Here is an 11,937-nt window from a genome sequence, read left to right as displayed (position 1 = left end):
CCCACGATTCGTAGCGCAAGGTCCGCGTAATAGTCGCCGATGTCCTCCGGCGACCAGGAACCACCCTCGTGATACCAGCGCGCGATATCTATTCCGAGCGAGAGCAGAGCGGTCGCGGCCATGTGGATATTCGAGTTCTCGAACACCCCGGCAGCCGCCCCTCGCTCGATCAGGCTCCGGACCTCTCCTTCGATGGCACGCCGGGTCTGCTTGATCTCCTGTTGATGTTCCGGGCTGAGAGCGGCGAGTTCATAGTTGATGATGCGGGCGACAGTATGGGCGCGTGCGTGATGGATGGTGAACTCCCTCATCACGGCGATCAGTTGCTCGGCGGGGTCTTGTGCCGAAGCGATGGCGGTGCGGACGCGCTCCAGGGTGTCCAGGTGACCGGCGCGCGAGATCTGGTAGAGCAACTCTTCCTTGGAACGGTGGTAGACGTAGATCGCGCCCGTGCTCACTCCGGCGATCGATGTGATGTCGCGGGTCGTCGAGCCGTGGAAGCCGCGTTCGGCGAAGGCGACCACCGCCGCGTCGAGCAGCCGCGCTCGGGTCTGGTCCGCGCGCGAGCGGTCCTCTGTATCGGTCACCTGGACAGTATGGCTCTACACGGCGAGCACGAGTTTGCCGGTGTTGGCACCCGTGAACAGCATGTTCAAGGTTTCACCGAAGCGAGCTACCCCGCCGTCCACGACGTGCTCCCTGCTCTTGATCCTGCCCTCGGCCAGCCACCCGGAGATCTCCGCGACTGCCTCGCCGTAACGATCCGCGTAGTCGAAAACGACGAAGCCCGTCATGGACGCCCGGTGGACGAGCAGCGACATATACCGCGAAGGTCCCGGAGGGAGCTTCTCCGCGTTGTACGCCGAGATCGCACCACAGATGACGATGCGGGCGCCACGCCGGAGATTGGCGAGCGCGGCATCGAGGATGTCACCGCCGACATTGTCGAAATAGACGTCGATCCCCTCCGGAGCGACCTCCCGCAGCCGCCGCAGGACGTTCTCACTCCGATAGTCGATGGCCGCATCGAAGCCGAGTTCCTCGGTCAGCATCCGGCACTTCTCGGCACCGCCCGCGATCCCGATCACCGTCGCGCCTTTGATCTTCGCGATCTGACCGGCGATGCTGCCGACGGCACCCGCGGCCGCGGAGACCACCACCGTGTCTCCGGCTCGCAGGTCGCCGACCTCGAGCAAGCCGAAATAGGCTGTCATTCCCGGCATTCCCAGCGTGCCCAACCAGGTCGGACCGCCCGCCGCGGTCAGATCGACCTTCTGCACCCCGCGGCCGTCGTGGATCGCGTATTCGGTCACGCCGAAAGTTCCGCTGACCGTGTCGCCGACGGCGAAGTCCGGATGCGTCGACTCCACAACGGTCGCGATATCCAGCGACCGCATGACCTCCCCGACCCCGACCGGAGGCACATACGACCGCACGTCGTTGAGCCAGCCCCGCATGGCCGGGTCGAGGGAGATGAAATTCACCTGGACCAGGATCCGGCCGGGGGAGAGCGCGGGCAGTTCCTCGGTCGTCAGGTTCCAAGTGTCCGCGTCGGGCAGCCCTGACGGGCGTTTCGCGAGCCGCACCTGCTGAGTTGTCGTCACGGGTTCTCCTCCTCCTGATCGGTCATCACGGCACCAGCACCGCGACGGTCTCGGCTACACACGCGGGCTTGTCCGAGCCCTCGAGTTCCACGGTCACTCGGATCACCGCCTGCGATCCGATCGTGCCCGGCACGAGCGAGACCAGCTCGACACCGGCTCGCACCCGGGATCCGGCCGGGACCGGAGTCGGGAATCGCACCTTGTTGGTGCCGTAGTTGACGCCCATCGACAGGCCCCGCACCGTGTACACCTCTCCGGCCAGCATCGGCACCATCGACAGGGTGAGAAACCCGTGTGCGACGGTGGTGCCGAACGGTCCGGCGGCGGCCTTCGCGGGATCCACATGGATCCATTGATGATCCCCGGTAGCTTCGGCGAAGCGAGCGATTTGTTCCTGGGTCACCGTGTGCCAATCGCTGTAGCCGAGGTGGGTTCCGACGGCGGACGCCAGCTCGGACAGGCCATGAAATACCCGCACAGGTCTGCCTCCGTTCAGTTCCGCGGGCCGCCGGCCACGTAGATCACCTGGCCGGACACGAAGCCGGCGCCCTCGCTCACCAGGAACGCCACGGTGTGCGCGACGTCGGCGGGAGTGCCGGTACGGGCGACCGGAATCTGGGCGGCCATCGCCGCCTTGAACTCCTCGAAGGGAATGTTCATCCGGGCGGCGGTGGCCGCGGTCATCTCCGTCTCGATGAAACCCGGGGCGACCGCGTTCGCAGTGACGCCGAACTTGCCGAGTTCGAGTGCGAGCGTCTTGGTGAACCCCTGCAAGCCGGCCTTGGCGGCCGCGTAGTTGGCCTGGCCACGGTTGCCGAGTGCCGACGTGCTCGACAGGTTCACGATGCGACCCCACCTCTGCTCGATCATGTGCGCCTGCACCGCCCTGGCCAGCAGGAACGACCCGCGCAGGTGCACATTCAGGACGGCATCCCAGTCGTCGACGCTCATCTTGAACAGCAGATTGTCGCGCAGGATCCCGGCGTTGTTGACCAGCACCGCCGGTGCGCCGAGTTCGGCGGCCACGCGATCGACCGCCCGGGTGACCGCGGCTCGTCGGAAACGTCGACACCCACCGCGAGCGCACGGCCATCGGCCGACTCGATCTCGTCGACGACCGTCGTGCAGGAGGCCTCGTCCAGATCGAGCACCGCTACCGCCATACCGTCAGCGGCCAGCCGCCGGGCGACGGCGGCGCCGATTCCGCGAGCCGCGCCGGTGACGACCGCGATCCGCTGTGTCGGATGGGTCATGAATACTCCTCGAAGATGTGATTGCGGCGGAAACTCTTGAGCTCAGGGCGCGTAGACCACCCGGCCGACGGTCTCGCCGTCCGCGAGTCGCTGCACGGCGTCGGCGACGTCCTCCAGTCTCAGCCGGGCACTGACCAGCGGGCGGATCGCACCATCGGCGGCGAGTGCGGTCAGCGCGCGGTGGCATTCGGCGACGGCGGCCGGATCCTGGGTGTTGTACAAACCCCAGTGCAAACCGAGAATCGAATAGTTCTTGATCAGTGCGTGATTCAACGCGGCGGTTTGTATCTCACCGCCGGCGAACCCGACGATCACGATGCGGCCCTCGAAGGCGACGCATTTCGTGGACCGTTGGTACACCTCGCCGCCGACCGGGTCGTAGATCACGTCGGCACCGCGACCGCCGGTGACGTCCTCGACGACCTCGACGAAGTCCCGCTGGTGACGATCGATGACCACGTCGGCACCCAAATCCCTGGCGTAGGCCGCCTTTTCGGCACCGCCGACGACTCCGATCACCCGGGCGCCCGCGGCCTTGCCGAGCTGGATCGCGGCGCTGCCCACGCCACCCGCCGCGGCATGCACCAGGAGGGTCTCGCCCTCCGACAGTCCGGCGCGCCGATGCAACCCGAACCAGCCGGTCTGGTAGCCGATGAACAGCGCGGCCGCCTCCGCGTCATCCAGCGACGGCGGCGCGGGGAACGTCTGGGCGGCCTCCAGCACGGCGAATTCCGCGAAACCACCGTGGGGCAGCGCCGCGCCCCCGAGCACCCGGTCGCCCACAGCGATCCCGGCCACGCCGGCGCCGAGCGCCACCACTTCGCCACACAATTCGACGCCGGGCGTGAACGGCAACGGCGGCCGGACCTGATAGCGGCCGCGGCACATCAGCACATCGGGAAAGTTCGCCGCGGCGCCGGAGACCCGCACGACAACCTGACTCGGCCCGGGCTCCGGAACTTCCACGTCATCGAGCCGCAGCACCGCGCGCGGTTCACCCAGCTCGTGGACGCGCCACGCCTTCATCCGCGCCATCTCAGACCCCACCCGTCAGCGTGATACCGCCGTCCACGACCAGCAACTGCCCCGTCAGCCAGCTCGCGTCGTCGGACAGCAGAAACGCCACCACGCTGCCGATGTCCTCGGGCACGCCGAGCCGCTCGAGCGGGTAGGCCGCGGCGACTTCGTCCTCCCGGCCGTCGTAGAGAGCGGTGGCGAACTTCGTCTTCACCACCGCCGGGGCGACGGCGTTGACGCGTAGTTTCGGGCCGAGTTCGACCGCCAGTTCCTGGGTGATGTGCGTGAGCATCGCCTTGCTCGAACCGTAGAAGCCGATGCCCGGCGCGGGCTTGATACCGGCGACCGACGACACGTTCACAATCGCGCCCCCGAAATCCTTCATCCAAGCCCGGTACGTCTGCTGCACCCACGACAGCGCGGCCAGACAGTTGACCTCGACGATCTTGCGGGCCACCTCCAACGGCAGATCGACCATCGGCCCGAACGCCGGGTTGATGCCGGTGTTGTTGACGAGGAGATCGGCGCTTCCGAACGTGTCTATCGCGCGCGCGACGGTCTCCGCCTGGTGCTCGACGTCATCGGCGCGGCCCGCGACGGCCAGCGCGCGGTCGGGGCCGCCCAGTGCTTCCACCGCTTCGTCGAGGGCGTCCTGTTTGCGGGCGGTGATCACGACTCTCGCCCCCTCGTCCACCAAGCGCTGCGCGATGCCGAGCCCGATGCCCCGGCTCGCCCCGGTGACGATCGCTGTCTTGCCTTCGAATCTGTTCATCAAGGAGTCCTTTGCGGATCGGCGGTTACGACAAGCCCTCGAGCACCATCGCCGTGCCCCGACCGCTGCCGACGCACATCGTCTCCGAACCGATCTGCTTGTCGGGCAACTGCTTCGGCGGCGCGACCCGCACGATCCGCGCCTCCGAGTCGTCGGACCGCAGATTCCGCGACGAACCCTTTCCGACGCCACCGATCGGCGACCGGGCGGCGGAGACGATGACGGCTTCGTGCATGAGTGCGAACCTTCCGGGCAAGTTACTGAGCGCTTGTTAACCTCTCGACACCATGCTGGACGAACCGGCAGCGGTCAATACGTCAGAGCCTATTCGGACTGTGACGCAGGGCACATGCCCGGCGCGACCCTCGCCGAACAGCTCTTGGCTAGTCAGCCTCGCCCGTGCCGGTGGCATCGGTTCAGAGCAGATTGTCCGATCGCCCGGCCTGTCCGTGCGGCAGTGGACTCATGCTCGGCCGGGGCCGAAGTCGGTGAGCACTCGCACGACCTCGGCCGGAGAGAGGGTGGACTGCACATGGAAACGGACCGTGGTCATGAGGCTGCTCCTGGGCATCGGTACGAAGTCCGGACGGGCGGGACGCCGGTGTCCGGTGGCCCGACGGGCGGGCCGTGCCGCCGGCCCGCGGTGACGGTTCCGGCTGCCTGTCGAGCATCGCTGCCGAGGGCACAGCGCCGAATCCGTCGGATGACGTAGCGGTGACGTATCTTCCGCGGCACTTCGGCGGCTCGTGCCGGGCGCTCGAACGGTCGAATGACCTCGGTATCGCCGCCGCGGTAAAGCGTCGTCGCTCCGGAACCGACCGGTTAGTCTTGCCGCAGTGCGAGAGGAGCGACCGACATGGAGTCATATGCCGCGGCGATGGTGGGCCGCGACGACGAGCAGGCGCAGCTTTTCTCGTTCGTGACAGCCCGGGGCGGCAGGTCGCTGATCCTGCGCGGCGAAACCGGTGTGGGCAAGAGCGCGCTGCTCGCGCACGCCGCCGATATGGCGGAGCGCGCCGAGCACGAGGTCCTGCGCGTGACCGGCGTCGAAGCCGAATCCGAACTGCCTTACGCGGGGCTGCACCAGTTCCTGTACCCGCTGCTGGCGCACGTGCGCGACCTCGACGAGGGGTCGCGCGCCGCGTTCGACGCCGTCTTCGGGCAGCGGGCCGGGGATCCGCCCTCGGTCATGACGCTGGGTATCGCCGTGCTCAACCTGCTCGGCGCGGCCGCGCGGGAGCGGCCGCTGCTGCTGGTCCTCGACGACGGCCAGTGGCTGGACGCCGCCAGCGCCGAGGTGTGCGGTTTCGTCGGACGCAGGCTCACCGGCAGCGCGGTGAAGATGCTGATCGCACTGCGTGCCGACATTCCCTCTCGGCTGGATACCGCCGCCCTGCCCGAGACCACCATCCCGCCGTTGTCCGAGCAGGCGGCGGCCCGCCTGCTCGATCAGCGCCACCCGGGATTGAACGCGCGCACTCGCCGCCTCACCCTCGAGCACGCGCGCGGCAACGCGCTGGCGCTGCTGGAGCTGCCCGCCTACATCGTCGGCGCAGCGGACACCTCGGACGACGTCATCGATGAGCTCGCGGTTCCGCTGCCGAAACGGTTGCAGCGCTTGTACAGCGGGCGGATCACGGCGCTCCCCGAGACCGTGCGCGCGGAGCTGCTGAAGGGCGCGCTCGACGGGGTGGGTGCGCGCGCCGCCGCGACCGTGGGACCGGCCAGCCGCTACCGGATGCGCGACGCAGAGGAGGCGGTGCGCGTCGGATTGCTCGAAATCGACTTGCGCACAGGAGATTTCATGTTTCGTCACCCGCTGGTGCGTTCGGCGGTGGTGCAGCTGGCCACGCCCAACCAGCGGCGGGCCGCGCACGCTGCGCTGGCGCGAGTGCACCACGCCGACCTCGAGCGCCGGGCCAGGCATCTGGCGGCGGCCACCATCGATCCCGACGAGCAGGTGGCGGCGGCGCTGGAGGCGGCGGCCGAATCGGCGACCCGCCGCGGCGGGGCGATGGCGGCGGTGGCATGGCTGACCCGCGCGGCCCAGCTCAGCGAGAACCACGAGGACCGTTCGCGCCGCCTCGGCGACGCCGCCTTCGTCGCCGGGCACGCGGCCCGGCTGGGGCAGGCGCAGCGGATCGTGCAGTCGGATCCGGCCCCCGGCGGGAACGAGTCACCGGCCGCGGTGCTGGCCTCGGCGTATTCGGCGCTGTACGAGGACGGTGACGTACGCACCTCGCATCGCCGCGTGTCGGCCGCGATCGAGGAGTTGTCCACCCGGGGCGCGCGCGAGCAGCCGGAAATGCTGGTCCGGCTGGTGAACTTGCTGCTGGCGATCAGTCAGTACGCCGGCGACGCCGGGACGTGGACCAGCACCCGTGACCTGCTCGCCGGAATGGGCGAGTTGCTGCCGCCGCGTTCGCGGATCTACCGCGACTCGTGGAGCGATGTGGTGCGCCACGGCGCCGGCGTGGCGCCGCGGGTGGAGTCGGCCGCGGCGCGGCTGGCGGAGCTGGAACCGTGGGACGTCACCCGGCTGGCGGTCTCGTCCTATCATCTGGACATCGCGGTGGAATACCGCCCGCACCTACAGCGGATCGTGGACCGGGAACTGGAGACCGGCGCGGTGGCCAGCGGCATCGTCATGCTGCACCTGATCATGCTCGATCAAACGTCGACCGGTGAATGGGACGAGGCCGAGCGCACCGGTCTGCGGTCGCTGCGGCGGGCCGTCGACCTGGGCTACGACCTGTTCGCCCACCAGAGCCGCGGCTATCTGGCGCAGCTGGCGGCGCTGCGCGGGCGCCTCGACGAGGCCCGTGAACTACAGGCGGTGGTCGATTCCTGGGCAAGGCCGCGCGGCCTCGGGTTCCTCACCCAGGCCGCCGACGCCGCGGGCACGACCGCCGCGCTCACCGCGGGCGATTTCGAGGCGGCCTATCTGCACGCCATCGGCATCACACCCCCTGGCGAGTTCGCGCCGTACGCCTACCAGGCCTCGCGCGGCCTGCTGGATCTGGTCGAAGCCGCCGTGCACACCGGGCGCGCCGAGGAGGCGCGCGCCCATGCCGCCGCCGCGTGGGACGCCGGCCTGCCCGCGATCTCCCCGCGCCTGGCGATCCTCACCTTCGGCGCCACGGCGATGACCGCCGACGACGACGCGCGCGCCGCCCACATGGTGGCTCGGGCCGAGAGTCATCCCTCGGCAGCACGTTTCCCCTTCGAGCTGGCACGGATCCGGTCGGCGCACGGGCTTCGGCTCCGGCACGCCAACAGCAGGACGGCGGCCAGGCACTACCTGTCGGCGGCCGCCGCGTCGTTCGATCGGCTCGGCGCTGCGGCGTGGGCCGAACGCGCGCGGGCCGAACTGCCTCCGCTCGGCGTCAGCGGGGCCGGGGCAGCCGCGGAGCCCGCCACGCTGACCTGGCAGGAGCGCCGGATCGCCGACCTGGCGGCAGCGGGACTGTCCAACAAGGAGATCGGCGTACAGCTGCACCTGTCGCCGCGGACCGTCGGCTCGCACCTGTACCGGATCTTCCCGAAATTGGGCATCACGACCCGCGCCGCCCTCCGCGACGCGCTCACCCGCGACACCCCTGAGCCGGAGGGACAAGCGGCGGGTAGCCCTCAGAACTGAGCGCCGCCCGATCCGGCCCGGATGCCGTGGTCGGTCAGCCAGCCGAGGACATGATCGGCGATCGCGTGCCACCCGCTGTCGATCACCAGGGAATGCCCGCGGTCGGCGAACTGCGCGAGCTCGCTGACCGCTACGGAGTCGCCATAGCGCTTGTACATCGCCCGCGTCATCGAATCGGGCGCCAGGCGATCCTCCTGTCCGGAGACCAACAGCAACGGTCCGCGGTCCCGGTTGCCGGTGTCCACCGGCAGGCCCGGCCGACCGGATTCGCTTCGCGCGGCGATGTCGCCGAGCAGCCGCTGGGGCATGGGGACGACGTGTCGGCCGAAGAGCGCGGTGGCCTCGCCCGCCTCGACCGCGTTGGCGAAGATCTCCCGGAATCCGCGCAGCGACAGGCGGGCCGGCTCGCCGGGGGATTCCGGTACGGCTGGCCATGCGACGATCGGCCCGGTGAGATCGCCGGGTGGCAGCGGAGCCAGTGCTACGGCCGCCCGGGCCAGGTTCGCGCCGAGCAGATATTGGGCGATCAGGCCGCCGACACAGTGGCCGATGAGCACCGGGGGAGTGTCGAACGAGCGCGCGACGCGCGCATAGTGCGCGGTCAGTGCCGCCAGCCCGAGACCGCGCCACCCGGAAGGATCGGCGCGGGTCGCGGCCACGGTGTCCGGCTCACCCGGCCATCCGGGAGCGCTCACCGCGTACCCCCGGCTCGTGAGACACCGTGTCCACCCTTGCCAGGACGACGCGTGCAACCACGCGCCGTGCAGCAGTACCACGGGTGTTCGACGCACCGGCCTCACAGGTGGTCGACGTCGATGATCGCCTGGGCGAAAGGTTTCGGAGCCTCCTGTGGCACGTTGTGCCCGATGCCGTCGAGCACCCGGTGCTGGTATCGGCCGGTGAACCTCCCGCGGTAGGCCGCGCCGTCCTTGGCCGCGCCGTCGAAGTCGCTGGCCAGGGTGATGGTGGGCACGGCGATGGGCGGAGCGGCCGCGAGTTGCTGTTCGTAGCCGTCGTACTGCGGTTCGCCCGGCGCCAGCCCCAGGCGCCAGCGGTAGTTGTGGACGACGATGTCGACGTGGTCGGGGTTGTCGAACGCCGCCGCGCTGCGGTCGTAGGTGGCGTCGTCGAAGTTCCACTGCGGCGAGGCGTTGCGCCAGATCAGCTTGTTGAAGTCGTGCCGGTTGCGGGCGTAGCCGAGGCGGCCGCGCTCGGTGGCGAAGTAGTACTGATACCACCAGCCGAGTTCGGCCTGCGGGGGCAGCGGCTGCTGATTGCCGGTCAACGAGGTGACCAGGTATCCGCTCACCGAGACCAGGGCCCGGCAGCGTTGGGGCCATAGCGCGGCAACGATGTCGGCGGTGCGCGAGCCCCAGTCGAATCCGCCGAGGATGGCCGCGTCGATACGCAGCGCGTCCATGAGATCGACCACGTCGCGGGCGATCGCCGACTGCTGGCCGTTGCGGACGGTCCGCTCCGACCGGAACGTCGTCGATCCGTAACCGCGCAGGTAGGGCACGATCACTCGGTAACCGGCCGTCGCGAGCAGCGGCCCGACGTCGGCGTAGCTGAAGGGGTCGTACGGCCAGCCGTGCAGCAGCAGCACCGGTGTGCCGGTGGCGGAGCCGTACTCGACGTAACCGACGTTCAGCAGCCCCGCGTCGATCTGCTCGACCGGGCCGAGGGTCGTGTGTGTGCCCGACCCGGCGCGCAGGGCTGCGCCCGCCGGTGCGGTGGCGGTGGTCGACTCCGCGGCCGAGCAGGCGGCGAGTGAGCCGGCGGCCACCCCTGCGGCGCCCACGGCCAGCGCGCCGCCGAACAATCGTCGTCTGTTGATGGTCATCGCAACTCCCTCGGAAGGCTCGGCTCCTGACCGCATCCGGTCGCAATCGACGCTAGGCAGCGCCCATATCCCGCCGCGTCTGTCGGATGACGTAATCGGTGACTGCCGCTGCCCCACGGATGACTGTCGGTCATCGCCGCGATGATCCGCCATCACCCGAGGAGTTGACGCTCGGGTGCGATGCGTCGATCGTTCCTTCGGCGAAACGCCGCCGTACGGGCCCTACCGCCGGTGATCGATCTTCTCGGGGGCCGCGATCCGCTGCCACGGTGAAATCAACCAGTTCACCACAGGCGGGCGATCTCGGCCGGTGCCGCTTGGGGAGTCCTCGAGCGGCAAATTGCGGCGAGCTGTCATCTCTTCTGTCAACGTCTCCGGGATTGCTCGTGCCGTCGTTCATTCGATCGAGAGATAGGACCAGAGAACCGATGTCGCCTTCTTTCGGCCCAAACCTCGGGAGTCACGTTCATCCCTTGGCTGTGACGGTCCATATCGCCAGCTCGGCTTCGCGAGACGGCATTCCGTCCCACGGATGGCTCCGAAATTCATTGTCCACGAGGTACTCCATGTATTTCGCTCCGGCATACCCCCAATTGGCGATATCCAGCTCTGCCGTCCTCTGTCCGAGTTCGCTTTTCTTCCACACATGTGCGATGCCGGTGGCGATCGGGCGTAGGTCATCCGGCGTTGCCGCCGTGGGTACATCGAGGGTGATGAGGAATACCATTTCGTCCAGTCGGCTGGGATCTCCCACCACATCCACAGAATTGAGACACCCTCCCACCGGTAGGTGCGTCGCTGCCAGGGCGGTCTTCAATTCATCGGTAACCAGGGGATCGGCAGACAGGGCGGGGCAGCTTGCTGGTTTGGCTGTCGTCGAGGTGGCACTCGAGGGCGTCGCCCCGCTCGGCTCCGCCGCCGAATCCACCGAGCTGCCCCCACCGCAACCTCCCAGCACCGCGACACCGGCGACGACGGCCAGCAGACTCGATCCAATACGAACCATCGACCCCACCATGTTCCCTCCGCTCAGGTTCGACTCAGCCATGGGCCGCACGTCCTCCCTCGACGCATGTCTTGCGAGAACAGCAGGAACTCCCGATATGACTGAGGTTTTCATACTATCCGTCGCAACCGAGAGGCCCTGTGCCAGTGTCGCTCTACGCGGCGACCGGGTTCGAGGTACTGCCGCGTCGCTGGGCCGTGGAGCGGTCGTTCGGCCGGTCGGCAGAACACCGCCGCCTGGCCCGCGACTACGAAACCCGATCCGACCACCGCAAGCCATGGTCCACGTCGTCGCCGGCCATGCACTGAGCAGGCGGCTGACCACACCGGAGGCCCGGCAACCTGAATTCTCGGATGCGTTCTCAGATCACCGCGACCTCCGTCCGTCCTCGGATCGAAGTCACTCGGGTGTGGGCGCTTCAATTGTTCTCCGGGCGGATGCCACAGGGTCAGCTCCCCGCAGCACGCAGCGAACTCCTCGGCGTCGCACAGTGCCCGGCCGCCGCGAGGTCCAGTCCGAACGAGTGGTCGCTGTGGCCGGTCGCCGACACGATCATTCGGCGGGCGGTGGAGCGAATCGCCGTCTTGCCGCCGGTCACCGTGACGACGCGGTCTTATCGGAGCCTGTCCCGGTGGTGACCAGCGTCGGCTTCGGCCGCTACTGGAACTTGGTCAGGCGCTGGAAGCCTCTACCCGGTGGCCGTCCGGACACTTCTCCGTCCGGCTTGAACGGACTCCACTGCGCCAGGTGTTGCGTGATCGGACCAGACAGGATTCTCATCCTGCGATGTTTCCAAAATTGC

The 11,937-nt window shown here is 68.7% G+C and carries 11 protein-coding genes and 2 pseudogenes; 2 read left to right on the top strand and 11 right to left on the bottom strand.

Translation table 11 applies throughout. From position 1 onward, the window contains the following. The 7 genes and pseudogenes from NG1_RS34505 to NG1_RS34475 all read right to left on the bottom strand — a co-directional run. A partial coding sequence (locus NG1_RS34505; RefSeq protein ID WP_062978038.1) for a TetR/AcrR family transcriptional regulator occupies window positions 1-587 on the bottom strand: 587 nt, incomplete at its 3' end. 15 nt (window positions 588-602) lie between these two features. Then, window positions 603-1,604 carry an NADP-dependent oxidoreductase gene (locus tag NG1_RS34500; protein ID WP_062978036.1) on the bottom strand — a complete coding sequence of 334 codons (1,002 nt, stop codon included), beginning with the start codon at window positions 1,602-1,604 and terminating at the stop codon, window positions 603-605. Window positions 1,605-1,629: 25 nt separating this feature from the next. Then, the gene (locus NG1_RS34495; protein WP_062978034.1) at window positions 1,630-2,082 is read right to left on the bottom strand and encodes a MaoC family dehydratase; all 453 of its coding nucleotides are present in this window, start codon (window positions 2,080-2,082) and stop codon (window positions 1,630-1,632) included. A 14-nt stretch (window positions 2,083-2,096) separates the two neighbouring features. Beyond that, window positions 2,097-2,857: pseudogene (gene fabG / locus NG1_RS34490) on the bottom strand (3-oxoacyl-ACP reductase FabG). A gap of 42 nt (window positions 2,858-2,899) precedes the next feature. Continuing rightward, window positions 2,900-3,883 (bottom strand): NADPH:quinone oxidoreductase family protein, encoded by a 984-nt coding sequence (locus NG1_RS34485; protein WP_062978042.1) that lies wholly within the window; start codon window positions 3,881-3,883, stop codon window positions 2,900-2,902. 10 nt (window positions 3,884-3,893) lie between these two features. After that, window positions 3,894-4,649, bottom strand: coding sequence for an SDR family oxidoreductase (locus NG1_RS34480; RefSeq protein ID WP_157114414.1), 756 nt, complete (start codon window positions 4,647-4,649; stop codon window positions 3,894-3,896). 22 nt (window positions 4,650-4,671) lie between these two features. Beyond that, on the bottom strand, window positions 4,672-4,881 hold the full coding sequence (locus NG1_RS34475; RefSeq protein WP_062978030.1) for a hypothetical protein: 210 nt from the start codon (window positions 4,879-4,881) through the stop codon (window positions 4,672-4,674). A gap of 621 nt (window positions 4,882-5,502) precedes the next feature. On the opposite strand from NG1_RS34475, the gene NG1_RS34470 reads away from it, so the two are divergent. Then, a complete protein-coding gene (locus NG1_RS34470) occupies window positions 5,503-8,286 on the top strand; it encodes a helix-turn-helix transcriptional regulator (RefSeq protein ID WP_062978028.1) in 2,784 nt (927 codons plus the stop codon). Here NG1_RS34470 and NG1_RS34465 read toward each other — a convergent pair. From NG1_RS34465 to NG1_RS37300, 3 genes are all read right to left on the bottom strand, one after another. Beyond that, window positions 8,277-9,062 (bottom strand): alpha/beta hydrolase, encoded by a 786-nt coding sequence (locus NG1_RS34465; RefSeq protein ID WP_245660181.1) that lies wholly within the window; start codon window positions 9,060-9,062, stop codon window positions 8,277-8,279. The genes NG1_RS34470 and NG1_RS34465 overlap by 10 nt on opposite strands. A 20-nt stretch (window positions 9,063-9,082) precedes the next feature. Further along, window positions 9,083-10,129 carry an alpha/beta fold hydrolase gene (locus tag NG1_RS34460; RefSeq protein WP_062978026.1) on the bottom strand — a complete coding sequence of 349 codons (1,047 nt, stop codon included), beginning with the start codon at window positions 10,127-10,129 and terminating at the stop codon, window positions 9,083-9,085. A 466-nt stretch (window positions 10,130-10,595) separates the two neighbouring features. Continuing rightward, window positions 10,596-11,177 carry a hypothetical protein gene (locus tag NG1_RS37300; protein WP_157114413.1) on the bottom strand — a complete coding sequence of 194 codons (582 nt, stop codon included), beginning with the start codon at window positions 11,175-11,177 and terminating at the stop codon, window positions 10,596-10,598. 125 nt (window positions 11,178-11,302) lie between these two features. On the opposite strand from NG1_RS37300, the pseudogene NG1_RS36210 reads away from it, so the two are divergent. Further along, window positions 11,303-11,395: pseudogene (locus tag NG1_RS36210) on the top strand (IS5 family transposase); the annotation flags it as partial. Between the two features lie 397 nt (window positions 11,396-11,792). Here the strand turns inward: NG1_RS36210 and NG1_RS38920 are convergent. Further along, the gene (locus NG1_RS38920) at window positions 11,793-11,915 is read right to left on the bottom strand and encodes a hypothetical protein (protein ID WP_281218407.1); all 123 of its coding nucleotides are present in this window, start codon (window positions 11,913-11,915) and stop codon (window positions 11,793-11,795) included. Window positions 11,916-11,937: the final 22 nt, after the last annotated feature.

This window comes from Nocardia gamkensis NBRC 108242 (genome assembly GCF_001612985.1).
In the GTDB taxonomy this organism is placed as follows: Bacteria; Actinomycetota; Actinomycetes; order Mycobacteriales; family Mycobacteriaceae; genus Nocardia; species Nocardia gamkensis.
This window is presented reverse-complemented; position numbering and strand designations above follow the sequence as displayed.